Below are 14,631 nucleotides of genomic sequence, written 5' to 3' on the forward strand. Positions count from 1 at the left end.
CCGCGGGGTCAGGCGCCTGCCGGGGTGGCGGACTTGAGGGTGCCGTCCGGGCCGGCCAGCAGGACCGGGGTGTCCGGGCCGCCGAGGTCGCGGACCGCCGCGCGGTCGGCGTCGGCCACCGCCTCCGCCGAGCTGACCACGGCCGCGGCCTCCAGGGACTCGGCCCCGCTCGCCACCGCCATCGCGACCGCCGTCTGCAGCGCGCTCAGCTTCAGGGACTCCAGCTCCACCGTCCCGGCGACGTACGTACGGCCCGTCTCGTCCCGCACCGCCGCACCCTCGGGCACCCCGTTGCGGGCCCGGGCGCTGCGCGCCAGCGTGATGATCTTGCTGTCCTCGGGGTTGATCCCGGTGGTGTCGGTCATGGGCGAAAGCATATGGAGCGTCTCGGCAGGACCGCACAACGGCCCTGCCGAGGCACTCTCCCCTCCGTCCCCCCGGGATCTTGTGCCACGCGGGATCAAACCTAAGCGCTCTATAAGGAAATCCTGTGATCCAAAGGTCGCAGAGCGCCGGGACCTTCGTCCCGTCCCCGTTCCGCCCTCACGGCCGGTCGAGCCGCAGCCGCTCCGCCCTCGGCAGGCCCGCGACCACCAGGTCGTACGAGTCCTCGATCAGCTCCCGCACCAGTGCGTCGGGCAGCCCGCCGACCGTCACCGTGTTCCAGTGCCGCTTGTTCATGTGCCAGCCCGGCGCGATCGCCTCGTGCTCCTCCCGCAGCCGCACCGCCGGCTCCGGTTCGCACTTGAGGTTGACCTTCAGCGGGTCGGCGTCCAGCGCGCTCAGCGCGAACATCTTCCCCAGCACCTTGAACACCGAGGTCTCGGGCGTGAAGGGGAACTCCTCCACCGCCGCGTTGAAACCCAGGCAGAACGCGCGCAGCTCCGCCGGCGTCATTCGCCCTCCTCACCCTCGCCCGACGCCGGGGCCACCGGCTCCACCAGTACCGTCACGATCTTGTTCCGCCGGCCTGCCGGGGACTCGGCCGTCAGCCGCAGCGGCCGCCCGTCCGGCAGCTCCACGACCGATGAGGCGCCCGCGATCGGCACCCGGCCGAGCGCCTTCGCCAGCAGCCCGCCGACCGTCTCCACGTCCTCGTCGTCGTAGTCCTCGACCTTGAACAGCTCGCCGAGGTCGGTGATGTCGAGCCGCGCCGTCACCCGGTAGCGGTCCTCGCCCAGGTCCTCGACGGGCGCGAGCTCGCGGTCGTACTCGTCGGTGATCTCGCCGACGATCTCCTCGAGGATGTCCTCGATGGTGACGATGCCCGCCGTGCCGCCATACTCGTCGATGACCACGGCCACGTGGTTGCGCACCTGCTGCATCTCCCGCAGCAGATCGCCCGCGTTCTTCGTGTCCGGTACGAACACCGCCGGCCGCATCGCCGTCGTCACCAGGTCGACCTCCGCCTCCCGGCTGATGTGCGTCTTGCGGACCAGGTCCTTCAGGTACACGATGCCGACGATGTCGTCCTCGTTCTCCCCGGTCACCGGGATGCGCGAGAAACCCGACCGCAGCGCCAGCGTCGTCGCCTGACGGACCGTCTTGTACCGCTCGATGCACACCAGATCGGTGCGCGGCACCATCACCTCGCGCACGAGGGTGTCTCCGAGCTCGAAGACCTGGTGCACCATCCGGCGCTCCTCGTCCTCGATCAGCGACTCCTTCTCCGCCAGGTCGACCATCGCGCGCAGCTCGGCCTCGGAGGCGAACGGCCCCTTGCGGAAGCCCTTTCCAGGCGTGAGCGCGTTGCCGATGAGGATCAGCAGCTGCGGAATGGGCCCCATGACACGGGCGAGCGGGACCAGGACGTACGAGGCCGCCGTCGCCGTGTTGAGAGGGTGCTGGCGGCCGATGGTGCGCGGGGAGACGCCGACGGCCACGAAGGACACGAGCACCATCACCGCGATCGCGATGAGCAGCGCCTTCCAGTTGTCGCCGAACTCGTCGAGGCAGACGTACGTGACGAGCACGCCGGCCGCCATCTCGCAGGTGACCCGCACGAGCAGCGCCACGTTGAGGTAGCGGGTCGGGTCGGCGGCGACCTGCACGAGCTTCGCACTGCCGCGCCGGCCCTCCCGTACGGCCTGCTCGGCGCGGAAGCTCGAGATCCGGGCGATCCCGGACTCGGCGCACGCCGCGAACCAGGCCACCACCACCAGCAGCACCGCGCCGGTGATCAGCTGCGGGGCGGTCACGAGACGGTCGGGGCCGGGGACGGACCGGTCATGCCGCGCTCACCGCGCCAGCCGTCGACGATGGCCGCCTGGAGGCCGAACATCTCGGCCTTCTCGTCCGGCTCCTCGTGGTCGTACCCGAGCAGGTGCAGCACCCCGTGGACGGTCAGGAGCTGGAGCTCCTCGTCCATGGAGTGCTGCGTCGGGGCGTCCTCGCCCTGCTTCTTCGCCACCTCGGGGCAGAGCACGATGTCGCCGAGGAGCCCCTGCGGGGGCTCCTCGTCGTCCTTCGCCGGCGGACGGAGCTCGTCCATCGGGAAGGACATGACGTCGGTCGGTCCGGGCAGGTCCATCCACTGGATGTGGAGCTGCTCCATGGCGTCCTCGTCGACGACGATGACGGAGAGCTCGGACAGCGGGTGGATCCGCATCCGGGTGAGTGCGTAGCGGGCGATGTCGAGGATCGCCCGCTCGTCGACCTCGGTTCCGGACTCGTTGTTGACGTCGATCGACATGGTGCGCTGGGTTCTACTTCCGCTGGTAGCCGTTCCGGGACTGCTGGGCGTCCTGGCTGTCGTCGTACTTCTCGTACGCATCGACGATACGGCCGACCAGCTTGTGCCGGACGACATCCTCGGACGTGAGCCGCGAGAAGTGGATGTCGGGAACCCCTTCGAGGATCTCCTGCACCTGCCGCAGACCGCTCTTGGCGCCACCGGGCAGGTCGATCTGCGTGACGTCACCGGTGACGACGATCTTCGAGTCGAACCCCAGGCGGGTCAGGAACATCTTCATCTGCTCGGCGGTCGTGTTCTGCGCCTCGTCCAGCACGACGAACGCATCATTCAAGGTGCGACCCCTCATGTATGCCAGGGGCGCGACCTCGATCGTGCCCGCCGCCATCAGGCGCGGGATCGAGTCCGGGTCGATCATGTCGTGCAGCGCGTCGTACAGCGGGCGCAGGTACGGGTCGATCTTGTCGAAGAGCGTGCCGGGCAGGAAGCCGAGCCGCTCTCCGGCCTCGACGGCGGGGCGGGTCAGGATGATCCGGCCGACCTGCTTGGACTGCAGGGCCTGGACCGCCTTGGCCATGGCGAGGTAGGTCTTGCCGGTGCCGGCGGGGCCGATGCCGAACACGATCGTGTTCTTGTCGATCGCGTCGACGTACCGCTTCTGGTTGAGGGTCTTGGGCCGGATGGTGCGGCCGCGGCTCGAGAGGATGTTCTGGGTGAGCACCTCGGCGGGCGTCTCGTCCGGGCCGTTGCCGTTGGCGCTCGCCTTGAGCATGGCGATCGAGCGTTCCACTGCGTCCTCCGTCATCGGCTGCCCGGTGCGGAGCACCAGCATCATCTCGTCGAACAGGCGCTGGATCAGGGCGACTTCCGTCGCATCGCCGACCGCGCTGACCTGATTGCCCCGAACATGGATGTCGGCCTTCGGGAAGGCCTTCTCGATCACGCGCAACAGGGCGTCACCAGAGCCGAGCACCGCGACCATCGGGTGCCTGGCCGGAACGGTGAAGTGGGCTCGCGCCTGCCCCGGCGCCGGTGTCTGGGCTGTGGGTGTCTGAGTCATGGGCCGGCACTGTGGCCTGCACATACCTCCCGCTGAGGGGCCGCGCCGATCGACGACCTCCGGAGTACCAAGCGTACGACTCCGCCGCGCCATCCCCGAGGGGTTTTCCGGCGCTCCCGGAGCCCCTCCCGAAGGCCCGCCCGCTAGGCCGGGTGGCGGAAGCCGATGGTCGGGACGGCCCTGCGGCGGGAGGCCGGTTCCGTGCCCGGCGGGACCAGCGCGTCCAGGAAGCCGTAGCGCGGCCGCAGGGCCTCGGGGGCCGCGCGCCACCAGTGGGCCACCTCCGGCCAGCCCGGGGCCGACAGCGAGCCGCCGAACTCCTGGACCGACAGGGCCGCCGTCAGGCCCGCGAAGGCCAGCCGGTCCGCCAGCGGCCACCCCGCCAGGGCGCCGGTGACGAAGCCCGCCACGAAGACGTCCCCCGCCCCCGTCGGGTCCAGCGCGTCCACCGCGATCCCGGGGACCTCCGCCTCCTCGCCGGTCCGCCCGTCCACCGCGTACGCGCCCTCCGGGCCCATCGTCACCACCGCGAGCGGCACCTTCCGCGCCAGCGCCCGCGCCGCCGCCCTCGGGCAGTCGGTCCGCGTGTACCGCATGGCCTCCCCCGCGTTCGGCAGGAAGGCTTCGCAGTGCTCCAGGTCCGGCAGGTCCCCCAGGTCCCAGCGCCCGCTCTCGTCCCACCCCACGTCCGCGAAGATCCGCGATCCGCGCCGCGCCGCCTCCGCGATCCACGGGTCCGTCCGCCCCGGGCCCAGCGAGGCCACGGCCGCCCGGGTGCGCGGCGGGCACTGCGGGAACGGCCCGGGGGCCGCCGGGGGCGGGGCCTCGTGGCCGTGGGAGACCATCGTGCGCTCGCCCTCGTACGCCATCGAGACCGTGACCGGGCTGTGCCAGCCGGGGATGGTCCGCGACATCGACAGGTCGATGCCCTCGCCCTGCTCGAGCGCGTCCCAGCAGTACTCGCCGTAGTGGTCGTCGCCGAACGCCGCGGCCAGCGAGGTGCGCAGGCCGAGCCGGGCCAGCGCGGTGGCCATGTTGGCCACTCCCCCGGGGCTGGAGCCCATGCCGCGCGCCCAGGACTCCGTACCGCGCACCGGGGCCGAGTCGAGGCCTGTGAAGATGATGTCGAGGAAGACCGTGCCGGTCAGGAACACGTCGCACCACGGCTCCTGCGGGTCCCGCAGCGGACCGAGCGGGTCCACGGCCGGGGTGAGAGCGGTGGTGCTGTCCCGACTGGTCACGGTGTACTCCCCGTTTTCGCGAAGGGTCGTTTCTGCGCGCGGGCATGCGGTGGGAAGCTGGCAACCCTGCCCTCCCCCGGCAGGCCCAAACACAGTGTGTCGCAGATCACGATCGGGTCGCTCTTCTCCGCATCGTGAACCACTTGATAGACAAAGACGCCGCGGCTCCGCGGATCCTCTCGCCGCACCTGCGCACCACCGGGAACAGCCGTGTCCGACAACACCTCCGCGCCGCCCGCCGCCTGGCCCCTGGTGGCCCTCTTCACGGCCGGTTACCTCGCTCCCTACCTGCTTCCCACCGTCGTCGGACGGCTCGACGCCCATCTCCCGCTGAGTCCCGCGCAGGCGGGGCTCGTCGGCACGGCCCTGCTCCTCGGCTCCGCCACGGCCGGCCTCACCCTGGCCTCCCGCATCCCCCGCCACGGGCAGCGCCCGCTGGCCCGGCTCGGACTGCTGCTCGCCGCCCTCGGCTACGGCACGGCGGCCGCGACCACGCTGCTCCCGCTGGTGGTCGCGGGCGTGGTGGTCGGCGGCTTCGGCTCCGGTACCGCCACCGCCGTGGCCGCCTCGGGGATCGCCGGGCAGCGCGATCCGCACCGCATCTCGTCCCTCGGGCTGCTGTCGGTCTCGGCGACCGCGGGGGCCCTGTACCTGACCCTGCCGCGCCTCGGCGGCGGGCACGCGCTGCCGTTCGCGGCCATCGCCCTGGTCGCGGCCCTGGCCTGGCCCGCGACCGGCCGCCTCGGCGGGCCCACCCGCCCGGGTCCCGCCGTACGGGGCTCCGGGCGGCTGCCGTACCCGCGCGCCGGGGCGGTGCTGGCGGGCTGCCTGCTGCTCTGGTCGCTGACCCAGGAGGCCCTGTGGGGCGTCAGCGGCCGGATCGGCGCCGAGCAGGCGGGCCTGCCCGAGGCCACGCTCGGCGTCGTCTTCGCGGTGGCACTGGGCGCGGGCCTGCTCGGGGTCACGGCCGCCTCCGCGTTCGGGGCCCGGCTGGGGCGGGCGGTCCCGATCGGCGCGGGCACGGCGGCCATCGCCGGCTGCGTCGTGCTGACCGCCTCCGCGGACGGGCTCGCCGGGTTCGCCGCCGGGGAGATCCTGTGGAACGCGGTCTACCCGGTGGTCCTCTCCTACGTGATCGGCCTCGCGGCGGCCCTGGACGCGCGCGGCCGCTGGGCGGTGCTCGCCGGCTCCGCCTCCTCGCTGGGCACGGCATGCGGGCCCGTGGCCGGCAGCCTGCTCGCCGAGGGGTTCGGCTTCCGGGGCATGGGGCTGGTGCTGGGCACGCTGCTGCTGGTGGTGGCCGGGCCGATGACCGCGGTCGCGCTGCGCGCCGGCGGCCGCGGGCCGGCTCCGGCCGAGGGGCCGGTCCGCCGCGGCGGTGCCCCGGCCACGGCGGTCCGGCCCGACCCCGCGAGCGGACTGCCCGTCCGCGTACGCCGCACCCCGCGCCGGGTGCTGCTGCTCTCCCCGGCGGCCCGCCGCTCCCGGAACCAGGAGCGGGCCTCGGAGCAGGACCAAGAGCGAGCCGGGATCCTCGGCGGCTGAGCGGTCTCGGGGAAGTGGGGTGCGTTCCCTGGGCGTACTCGGGTGCCGCGACAACGCGGCGAGGTGCCGTGCCGGGCGGCGCGGGGGCGTGCCCCACTTCCCCGAAACCGCTCAGTGCCGCGTCAGGCAGCGTTTGCCCGTCAAGGAGCGGCATCCGGTGCGTGCTCTCGGCGTGCCGGCCGCAAGCGCTCGTACCGGACGTACTCGAGCTTTCGGCCGGTGCGGCGAGAGTGCGTGCCGGGCGTCGCGACGGGGCGAACGTTGCCTGACGCGGCACCAGCCCAAAGCTAGCCCCGCTTCGGCAGGGGGACTCGTACGAGGTCCGCGGCGATCGTCAGTTCGCCCTCGAAGCCGGCCGCGCGGGCCTGGCGTTCGAACTCCTGCGGGTCCCCGTAGCGCTGCGAGAAGTGCGTCAGCACCAGGTGCCGTACGCCCGCGTCGCGCGCGACCCGGGCCGCCTGGCCGGCGGTGAGGTGCCCGTGGTCGGTGGCCAGTGCCTCGTCCTCGTCGAGGAAGGTGGACTCGATCACCAGCATGTCGCAGCCCGCGGCGAGCGCATCGACACCGGGACACAGCCGGGTGTCCATGACGAAGGCGAAGCTCTGCCCCGGCTTGTGCTCGCTGACGTCGTCGAGCGTGACCCCGCCCAGCTGCCCCTCGCGCTGGATCCGGCCCACGTCGGGCCCCTTGATCCCGTGCTGCGCGAGCAGTTCGGGCACCATCCGGCGCCCGTCGGGCTCGGTGAGCCGGTAGCCGAAGGACTCGACCGGGTGCGAGAGCCGGCGGGCCTCGAGGGTGTACGAGGGCCCCTGGGCCAGCGTCCCGTCCTCGGCCACGGGTTCCTCCCGGAGCGCGACGGTCTCCTGGTAGGCGGTGGCGTACCGGAGCCGTTCGAAGAACTTCTGCCCGGAGGCCGGGTAGTGCGCGGTGACGGGGTGCGGGACCCGGTCCAGGTTGATGCGCTGGATCACCCCGGCGAGGCCGAGGCTGTGGTCACCGTGGAAGTGGGTGATGCAGATCCGGTTGATGTCGTGCGCGGCCACCCCGGCGCGGAGCATCTGGCGCTGGGTGCCCTCGCCCGGGTCGAAGAGGATGCCCTCGCCGTCCCAGCGCAGGAGGTAGCCGTTGTGGTTGCGGTGGCGGGTGGGCACCTGACTGGCGGTACCCAGCACCACGAACTCTCGTACGGACACGGTTTATCCGGGGGGCCACTGGAGGCCGCGCCCGCCGAGGACGTGCGCGTGCGCGTGGAACACGGTCTGGCCGGCGCCGGCGCCGGTGTTGAACACGATCCGGTAGCCGTGGCCGTCGATCTTCTCCTCGGCGGCGATCTCGCCGGCCACGCGCAGCAGGTCGGCGGCGACGGCCGGTTCGGCGGCGGCGAGCGAGGAGGCGTCCGGGTAGTGCACGCGCGGGATCACGAGGACGTGCGTGGGCGCCTGCGGGTTGATGTCCCGGAAGGCGAACGTCGTCTCGGTCTCCCGGACCACGGTCGCCGGGATGTTCCCCGCGACGATCTTGCAGAACAGGCAGTCCGCCTGCGGTTCCCCGGCCATTGCTCCGCCTTCCGTGACAGTGGCGTTGACGGGCCGTCGACGCCGACGTTGATCAGCTCCGGCATCGTAACCGGCGCCGTCGGCGGCCTCGTACGCGTTTTCAGGACCAGCGGCCGGTGCGCGCCAGCAGGACCGCCGTCGCCGCGGTGCCGGCGGTGGAGGTGCGCAGGACCGAGGAGCCCAGGCGGTAGGGGAGGGCGCCGGCTTCCGCGAAGACGGCCAGCTCCTCCGGGGAGACCCCGCCCTCGGGTCCTACGACCAGGACGACGGAGCCGCCGGCCGGGAGCTCGGCCGTGGCCAGGGCCCCCGAGGGCGCGTCCCGGTCCTCGTGCAGGACCATCGCCAGGTCGGCGCCGGCCAGCAGCGCCGCGACCTGCTTCGTGGACATGGCCTCCGCCACCTCGGGGAAGCGGACCCGGCGGGACTGCTTGCCCGCCTCCCGGGCCGTGGCCCGCCACTTGGCCAGGGACTTGGCGCCGCGGTCGCCGCGCCACTGGGTGATGCAGCGCGAGGCCTGCCAGGGGACGATCGCGTCCACGCCGGTCTCGGTCATGGTCTCGACGGCGAGCTCGCCGCGGTCCCCCTTGGGCAGGGCCTGGACGACCGTGATCCGGACGGCCGGCTCCGGCTCCTCCTCGATGGCGTGCAGGTCCGTGACGACCAGCCGGTCCTTGCCCTCGGCGGCCTTGACCACGCCCTCCGTCCAGTGACCGCGCCCGTCGGTGAGGACCACGTCCTCGCCCGGGTTCAGCCGTTTCACGGACACCGCGTGCCGGCCCTCCGGGCCGTCGAGCACGAACTCCGGCCCCGCGGGGACCTCCTCGACCACGAACACGGGGGCGGTCATGACGTACTCCTCTTCTGCATTGCCTTCAACGCGCTCTGGGCCTCGGCCAGTTCGGCCGCCAGCACCTCCACCAGCTCCCCCGCCGGCAGCGCCCGCGCCAGCCGGTGCCCCTGGCCCGCCCACAGGGCCATGCCCTGCGGGTCTCCGGCCGCGGCGGCGGCCTTGCGCAGCCCCGCGGTCATGTGGTGGATCTGCGGGTAAGCGGCCGGGGCGTACGGCCCGTGCTCCCGCATGAACCGGTTCACCAGGCCCCGGGCCGGTCGCCCCGAGAACGCCCTGGTCAGCTCCGTGTGGGCGAACAGGGGGTCCGTGAGGGCCTTCTTGTGCAGCGGGTGCGCACCCGATTCGGGGCAGGCCAGGAACGCCGTGCCGAGCTGCGCCGCCTCCGCGCCCGCCGCCAGCAGCGCCGCGATCTGCGAGCCGCGCATCAGACCGCCCGCCGCGATGATCGGGAGGCCCACGGCCTCCCGTACCTGCGCGACCAGCGCGAGCAGGCCCACGCCCGCCGTGCCGTCGGCCTGCGGGTCGTCGCGGTGGGTGCTCTGGTGCCCGCCGGCCTCCACGCCCTGGACGCAGACGGAGTCGGCGCCCGCGGCCTGTGCGGCGCGGGCCTCGTCGACCGAGGTGACGGTGACGACCGAGTACGTGCCCGCCTTGCGCAGGGCGGCGAGGACCACGGGCGTGGGGCAGCCGAAGGTGAACGAGACGACGGGAACGGGGTCTTCGAGGAGGATCGCGAGCTTGGCGTCGTAGCCGTCGTCGCTGGTGCCGATGATGTCCTCGTCGGCCAGGGAGATCTCGTACCAGCTGGCCTCGCCGGCCAGCTGCCCGCGGTACGCCTCCACGGCGGCCGGGTCCACGTACCCCGTCTGCGGCATGAAGAGGTTCACGCCGAACGGGCGCCGGGTGAGCGCGCGCAGCCGTTTGATCTCCTGGTACATGCCGTCGGCGGTCTTGTAGCCGCCGGCCAGGAAGCCCAGCCCGCCCGCCTCGCACACGGCGGCGGCGAGCGGCGGACAGCTGGCGCCGCCCGCCATGGGAGCCTGCACGATCGGATACGGGGAGAGACCGTTCGGTGCGGAGGACATGCACTGCATCGTGCCATGTCCCGCCCACCGGGCCGAATCACGGCATTCGCCTGGCATAGTCCGCTTCAGCGGGCGCGTCCGGATCAATGCGCCGAGCCCGGTCCGGGGCATCCCCGGACCGGGCTCGTACGGGTGCTCGCGGGCCGGTCAGCGGCCGTTGAAGGCATCCTTCAGGCGGCTGAACAGGCCCTGCTGACCCGGCGCGAACTGGCCCATGGGCCGCTCCTCGCCGCGCAGCTTGGCGAACTGGCGCAGCAGCTCCTCCTGCTGGGCGTCCAGCTTGCCCGGGGTGGTGACCTCGACATGGACGATCAGGTCGCCGCGGCCGCCGCCGCGCAGGTGCGTGACGCCGCGCCCGTGCAGCGGGATCGACTGGCCCGAACCGGTGCCGGGGCGGATGTCGATCTCCTCCATGCCGTCCAGCGTCTCCAGCGGGCACTTGGTGCCGAGGGCCGCGGCCGTCATGGGGATGGTCACCGTGCAGTGCAGGTCGTCCCCGCGCCGCTGGAAGGTCGGGTGCGACAGCTCGTGGATCTCCACGTACAGGTCGCCGGCGGGGCCGCCGCCGGGGCCGACCTCGCCCTCGCCCGCGAGCTGGATCCGGGTGCCGTTCTCGACACCGGCCGGGATCTTGACCGTGAGGCTGCGGCGGGAGCGGACCCGGCCGTCGCCCGCGCACTCGGGGCACGGGGTCGGGACCACGGTGCCGAAGCCCTGGCACTGGGGGCAGGGGCGCGAGGTCATGACCTGGCCCAGGAAGGACCGGGTGACCTGCGACACCTCACCGCGGCCACGGCACATGTCACACGTCTGCGCCGAGGTGCCGGGGGCGGCGCCCTCACCGGAGCAGGTGGTGCAGACGACGGCCGTGTCGACCTGGATGTCCTTGGTCGTGCCGAAGGCCGCCTCGTCCAGCTCCAGGTCGAGGCGGATCATGGCGTCCTGGCCGCGGCGGGTCCGCGAGCGCGGTCCGCGCTGCGAGGCCTGGCCGAAGAAGGCGTCCATGATGTCGGAGAAGTTGCCGAAGCCGCCCGCTCCGAAGCCGCCCGCGCCGCCGCCGCCCGAGGAGGACAGCGGGTCGCCGCCAAGGTCGTAGACCTGCTTCTTCTGCGGGTCCGAGAGCACCTCGTAGGCCGCGTTGATCTCCTTGAAGCGCTCCTGCGTCTTCGGGTCCGGATTCACGTCCGGGTGGAGTTCGCGCGCGAGGCGGCGGAAGGCCTTCTTGATCTCGTCCTGCGATGCGTCGCGGCGCACGCCGAGAACGGCGTAGTAGTCCGTGGCCACTTACGACTCCGCCAGGATCTGTCCGACGTAACGTGCCACTGCGCGTACCGCTCCCATCGTTCCGGGGTAGTCCATGCGGGTCGGTCCGACCACGCCGAGTTTGGCGACTGCTTCGCCGCCCGAACCGTAGCCGACGGAGACGACGGACGTGGAGTTCAGTCCCTCGTAGGCATTCTCATGCCCGATCCGTACGGCCATTCCCGACTCGTTGGCCTCGCCGAGCAGCTTGAGGAGCACGACCTGCTCCTCCAGCGCCTCGAGCACCGGCCTGATCGTCAGGGGAAAATCGTGTCCGAAGCGCGTGAGATTGGCGGTTCCGCCGATCATCAGCCGCTCCTCGGCCTCCTCGACCAGCGTCTCCAGCAGGGTCGCGAGCACGGTCGACACCGTGCTGCGGTCATCCGGATCGAACGACTCCGGCAGGTCCTGCACGAGCTGCGGCACGTCCGTGAACCGGCGGCCGACGACCCGGCTGTTGAGCCGCGCCCGCAGATCGGCGAGCGAGGTCTCGCCGAACGGAGTCTGGCAGTCCACGAGCCGCTGCTCGACCCGTCCTGTATCGGTGATCAGCACGAGCATGAGCCGGGCCGGAGCGAGCGACAGCAGCTCGACGTGCCGGACCGTGGACCGGGTCAGGCTCGGGTACTGGACGACGGCGACCTGCCGGGTGAGCTGCGCGAGCAGCCGCACCGTACGGCCGACCACGTCGTCGAGGTCGACGGCCCCGTCGAGGAAGTTCTGGATGGCCCGGCGCTCGGGCGTCGACAGCGGCTTGACCCCGGCCAGCTTGTCGACGAAGAGCCGGTAGCCCTTGTCCGTGGGGATCCGGCCGGCGCTGGTGTGGGGCTGCGCGATGTAGCCCTCGTCCTCCAGCACGGCCATGTCGTTGCGCACGGTGGCGGGCGAGACGCCGAGCCGGTGCCGCTCGGTGAGCGCCTTGGAGCCGACCGGCTCCTCCGTCCCGACGTAGTCCTGGACGATGGCGCGCAGCACTTCGAGTCTGCGTTCGCTGAGCATCGCGCGCACACCTCCAGCTCTGGTCCGTTGTCTTGGTCATTGGCACTCTGATCGTTCGAGTGCCAGAGATCCCCCGCTCAGTGTACGGCCGGGTAGTAAGACCCTGGCAAGGGAGGCCCGCCAGGGTAGCGTCGCGGCATGGACGTGCGTTGGGAAGAGGCGGGCTGGGAACGGCTGACCGCGCGGAGCGGCCGGAGGCGGCTCCCGGTGTGGGATTGCACGGCGGGACTGGTGGTGGGCGACGAATCGGTGCTCCTGATCGACCCCGGTTCCTGCCTCCGGGAGGGGGCGGAGCTGCGGCGGCAGGCGGAGGAGCTGACCGGCCGCCGGGTGACCCATATCGCATTCACCCACGGACATTTCGACCATGTACTGGGGGCCGCGGCCTTCTCCGGGGCGGAGGTGTTCGGGGCCGTGGGCCTGGACGCCGTCCTGTCTGCCGGACGCGAGGCGCTGCGTACGAGCGCGGTACGGCACGGGCTGGCGGAGGCCGAGGCGGTGGAGGCGGTGGACCGGCTGGTGGTGCCGCGCCATCAGGTGTCGGGCGAGTGGACGCTCGACCTGGGCGGGGTCCAGGTGCTGCTCGCCAATGTGGGGCCCGGCCACACCGGGCACGACCTGGCCGTCTTCGTGCCGGGCGAGCGCGAGGCGGTGTTCTGCGGGGACCTGGTGGAGGAGTCCGGCGAGCCGCAGGCGGGCCGCGACGCCGTACCGGGGCAGTGGCCGGCCGCGCTGGACCGGCTGCTGTCGCTGGGCGGGGAGGACGCACTGTACGTGCCGGGTCACGGAGCGGTGGTCGACGCGGGCTTCGTGCGTGCGCAACGCGCCACACTGGCCGCCCGTTTCGGCGTGTCGGAGGCATGAGCGGCGCGCCTCTCCTAATGTCGGCCGAATGCGTGAGTACTCCCCCGACCTGACCCCGCAGTGGAAGCGCCCCAAGGCCGTACCGGAGGTGGCGGCCGAGCCGGACCTGGTGGTCGAGGTGGCCGGTACGGACTTCTGCGGCGCGGTGGTGGCCTGCGAGGCGGGCACGGTGACCCTGGAGGACCGGTTCGGCAAGCGGCGGGTGTTCCCGATGGAGCCGCGCGGGTTCCTGCTGGAGGGCGCGGTCGTGACCCTGACCCGCCCCTCACGGGCCCCTTCGGGCCCGTTGCGCACGGCCTCGGGCTCTCTTACCGTCCCGGGGGCGCGCGCCCGCGTGGCGCGCGCCGGGCGGATCTACGTCGAGGGCCGGCACGACGCCGAGCTGGTGGAGCGGGTCTGGGGCGACGACCTGCGGATCGAGGGCGTGGTGGTGGAGTATCTGGAGGGCATCGACGACCTCCCGGCGGTGGTGGCGGACTTCGCCCCGACGGCCGCCGCCCGCCTCGGCGTCCTGGTGGACCACCTGGTCCCGGGCTCGAAGGAGTCCCGTATCGCGGCGTCGGTGACCTCGTCGGACGTCCTGATCGTCGGCCACCCGTACGTGGACGTCTGGCAGGCGGTGAAGCCGTCCGCGCTGGGCATCGCGGCGTGGCCGGTGATCCCGCGCGGCCAGGACTGGAAGACGGGCGTCTGCAGGGCGCTGGGCTGGCCGGAGAACACCGGGGCGGCGTGGCAGCACATCCTGTCCCGCGTGACGTCCTACAAGGACCTGGAGCCGGTCCTGCTGGGCCGCGTGGAGGAACTGATCGACTTCGTCACGGTCGGCGGTGGGGCCTGACTCCCTGATACGTGCCGAATTCGCTGGTGTCCAACTCGATGCCGAGCAGTTCCAGCGGAAGCGGCTCACCGAACTTCGTGATCTGCTGGGCCCGGTAGTCGGCTTCGTCGCCCCTGCCGACCGGGATCGTGAGCAGGACGCAGTGCGCCACGACCGGGTCGATGATCAGATAGGCGGGCACCTCGCCTGCGGCGTAGATCGAGCGCTTGACGCCGTAGTCCCTGTCGACGCTGGTCTTGGAAACGACCTCCACCACCAGGGTGATCAGCTTGGACGGCAGGAGGCGACCCGAGTCCGGGTGGACCTGGCGATCGACGACCACAAGATCGGGGACGGGCTCGCTGGCCTCGTCGGTGACGTCGACGTCCTGGGTCTGTAGCCGTGCCCACCGCTTGCGCGGGATCTGGTCCTGCACGTCCTCGACGATCAGGTTGTGAACCAGATCGGGACTGGCCATCATCACGATTTCCCCCCGGAGGAGCTCGACCTTGACGCCCTCGGGAGGCTCGAACTGATCGAAGAACTTCGCCATCCCACGCTCGTCCACAGCGGTCATCTCCGTGGTCCTCCACATCCGCCGCGTACTGTCGACGGCAGCC

Annotated in this window: 16 protein-coding genes; 3 read left to right on the forward strand and 13 right to left on the reverse strand. The window is 72.3% G+C overall.

Annotation, left to right across the window (positions count from 1 at the left end; genetic code table 11):
* Nucleotides 1–8: 8 nt before the first annotated feature.
* From AB0M76_RS07875 to AB0M76_RS07900, 6 genes are all read right to left on the reverse strand, one after another.
* Nucleotides 9–365: a cytidine deaminase gene (locus tag AB0M76_RS07875; protein WP_266667175.1), complete on the reverse strand. Its 357-nt coding sequence runs from the start codon at nt 363–365 to the stop codon at nt 9–11.
* Nucleotides 366–543: 178 nt separating this feature from the next.
* Entirely contained in the window at nt 544–897 is a 354-nt protein-coding gene (locus tag AB0M76_RS07880; protein WP_365952075.1) for an MmcQ/YjbR family DNA-binding protein, read from the reverse strand.
* Nucleotides 894–2,198, reverse strand: coding sequence for a hemolysin family protein (locus AB0M76_RS07885; RefSeq protein WP_365952076.1), 1,305 nt, complete (start codon nt 2,196–2,198; stop codon nt 894–896). Before AB0M76_RS07885 ends, AB0M76_RS07880 begins: the two co-directional genes overlap by 4 nt.
* Nucleotides 2,195–2,692: an rRNA maturation RNase YbeY gene (ybeY, locus tag AB0M76_RS07890; RefSeq protein WP_030862467.1), complete on the reverse strand. Its 498-nt coding sequence runs from the start codon at nt 2,690–2,692 to the stop codon at nt 2,195–2,197. Before ybeY ends, AB0M76_RS07885 begins: the two co-directional genes overlap by 4 nt.
* A 13-nt stretch (nt 2,693–2,705) precedes the next feature.
* Nucleotides 2,706–3,752 (reverse strand): PhoH family protein, encoded by a 1,047-nt coding sequence (locus AB0M76_RS07895; RefSeq protein ID WP_365952077.1) that lies wholly within the window; start codon nt 3,750–3,752, stop codon nt 2,706–2,708.
* A gap of 143 nt (nt 3,753–3,895) precedes the next feature.
* A complete protein-coding gene (locus tag AB0M76_RS07900) occupies nt 3,896–4,993 on the reverse strand; it encodes a PfkB family carbohydrate kinase (protein ID WP_365952078.1) in 1,098 nt (365 codons plus the stop codon).
* A 210-nt stretch (nt 4,994–5,203) separates the two neighbouring features.
* Here AB0M76_RS07900 and AB0M76_RS07905 point away from each other — a divergent pair, with 210 nt between their 5' ends.
* Nucleotides 5,204–6,538, forward strand: coding sequence for an MFS transporter (locus AB0M76_RS07905; RefSeq protein WP_365952079.1), 1,335 nt, complete (start codon nt 5,204–5,206; stop codon nt 6,536–6,538).
* Between the two features lie 287 nt (nt 6,539–6,825).
* Here AB0M76_RS07905 and AB0M76_RS07910 read toward each other — a convergent pair whose 3' ends face one another.
* From AB0M76_RS07910 to hrcA, 6 genes are all read right to left on the reverse strand, one after another.
* The gene (locus tag AB0M76_RS07910) at nt 6,826–7,731 is read right to left on the reverse strand and encodes a ribonuclease Z (protein ID WP_365952080.1); all 906 of its coding nucleotides are present in this window, start codon (nt 7,729–7,731) and stop codon (nt 6,826–6,828) included.
* Nucleotides 7,732–7,734: 3 nt separating this feature from the next.
* The gene (locus AB0M76_RS07915; protein ID WP_365952081.1) at nt 7,735–8,094 is read right to left on the reverse strand and encodes a histidine triad nucleotide-binding protein; all 360 of its coding nucleotides are present in this window, start codon (nt 8,092–8,094) and stop codon (nt 7,735–7,737) included.
* A gap of 100 nt (nt 8,095–8,194) precedes the next feature.
* Nucleotides 8,195–8,941, reverse strand: a complete 747-nt coding sequence (locus AB0M76_RS07920; RefSeq protein WP_365952082.1) for a 16S rRNA (uracil(1498)-N(3))-methyltransferase — start codon at nt 8,939–8,941, stop codon at nt 8,195–8,197.
* A complete protein-coding gene (locus AB0M76_RS07925; protein ID WP_365952083.1) occupies nt 8,938–10,029 on the reverse strand; it encodes a nitronate monooxygenase in 1,092 nt (363 codons plus the stop codon). The genes AB0M76_RS07920 and AB0M76_RS07925 overlap by 4 nt, the downstream gene beginning before the upstream one ends.
* Nucleotides 10,030–10,176: 147 nt before the next feature.
* Complete coding sequence (dnaJ, locus tag AB0M76_RS07930; RefSeq protein WP_365952084.1) at nt 10,177–11,313, reverse strand: molecular chaperone DnaJ; 1,137 nt, start codon at nt 11,311–11,313, stop codon at nt 10,177–10,179.
* Entirely contained in the window at nt 11,314–12,330 is a 1,017-nt protein-coding gene (hrcA, locus tag AB0M76_RS07935; protein WP_365952085.1) for a heat-inducible transcriptional repressor HrcA, read from the reverse strand.
* A 138-nt stretch (nt 12,331–12,468) separates the two neighbouring features.
* On the opposite strand from hrcA, the gene AB0M76_RS07940 reads away from it, so the two are divergent.
* Complete coding sequence (locus tag AB0M76_RS07940; RefSeq protein WP_365952086.1) at nt 12,469–13,194, forward strand: MBL fold metallo-hydrolase; 726 nt, start codon at nt 12,469–12,471, stop codon at nt 13,192–13,194.
* A gap of 28 nt (nt 13,195–13,222) precedes the next feature.
* Nucleotides 13,223–14,032: a DUF3097 domain-containing protein gene (locus AB0M76_RS07945; protein ID WP_365952087.1), complete on the forward strand. Its 810-nt coding sequence runs from the start codon at nt 13,223–13,225 to the stop codon at nt 14,030–14,032.
* Here AB0M76_RS07945 and AB0M76_RS07950 read toward each other — a convergent pair.
* The gene (locus AB0M76_RS07950; RefSeq protein WP_365952088.1) at nt 14,010–14,588 is read right to left on the reverse strand and encodes a Uma2 family endonuclease; all 579 of its coding nucleotides are present in this window, start codon (nt 14,586–14,588) and stop codon (nt 14,010–14,012) included. The two genes, AB0M76_RS07945 and AB0M76_RS07950, sit on opposite strands and share 23 nt — an antisense overlap.
* Between the last annotated feature and the right edge of the window lie 43 nt (nt 14,589–14,631).

Source organism: Streptomyces sp. NPDC051364 (assembly GCF_040682115.1).
GTDB lineage: Bacteria > Actinomycetota > Actinomycetes > Streptomycetales > Streptomycetaceae > Streptomyces.

Coding starts and splice junctions, on each gene's coding strand:
- AB0M76_RS07880 (WP_365952075.1), bottom strand. CDS start 897: ATGACGCCGGCGGAGCTGCGCGCGTTCTGCCTGGGTTTCAACGCGGCG.
- hrcA (WP_365952085.1), bottom strand. CDS start 12,330: ATGCTCAGCGAACGCAGACTCGAAGTGCTGCGCGCCATCGTCCAGGAC.
- ybeY (WP_030862467.1), bottom strand. CDS start 2,692: ATGTCGATCGACGTCAACAACGAGTCCGGAACCGAGGTCGACGAGCGG.
- AB0M76_RS07945 (WP_365952087.1), top strand. CDS start 13,223: ATGCGTGAGTACTCCCCCGACCTGACCCCGCAGTGGAAGCGCCCCAAG.
- AB0M76_RS07915 (WP_365952081.1), bottom strand. CDS start 8,094: ATGGCCGGGGAACCGCAGGCGGACTGCCTGTTCTGCAAGATCGTCGCG.
- AB0M76_RS07950 (WP_365952088.1), bottom strand. CDS start 14,588: ATGACCGCTGTGGACGAGCGTGGGATGGCGAAGTTCTTCGATCAGTTC.
- AB0M76_RS07875 (WP_266667175.1), bottom strand. CDS start 365: ATGACCGACACCACCGGGATCAACCCCGAGGACAGCAAGATCATCACG.
- AB0M76_RS07925 (WP_365952083.1), bottom strand. CDS start 10,029: ATGTCCTCCGCACCGAACGGTCTCTCCCCGTATCCGATCGTGCAGGCT.
- AB0M76_RS07895 (WP_365952077.1), bottom strand. CDS start 3,752: ATGACTCAGACACCCACAGCCCAGACACCGGCGCCGGGGCAGGCGCGA.
- AB0M76_RS07920 (WP_365952082.1), bottom strand. CDS start 8,941: ATGACCGCCCCCGTGTTCGTGGTCGAGGAGGTCCCCGCGGGGCCGGAG.
- AB0M76_RS07940 (WP_365952086.1), top strand. CDS start 12,469: ATGGACGTGCGTTGGGAAGAGGCGGGCTGGGAACGGCTGACCGCGCGG.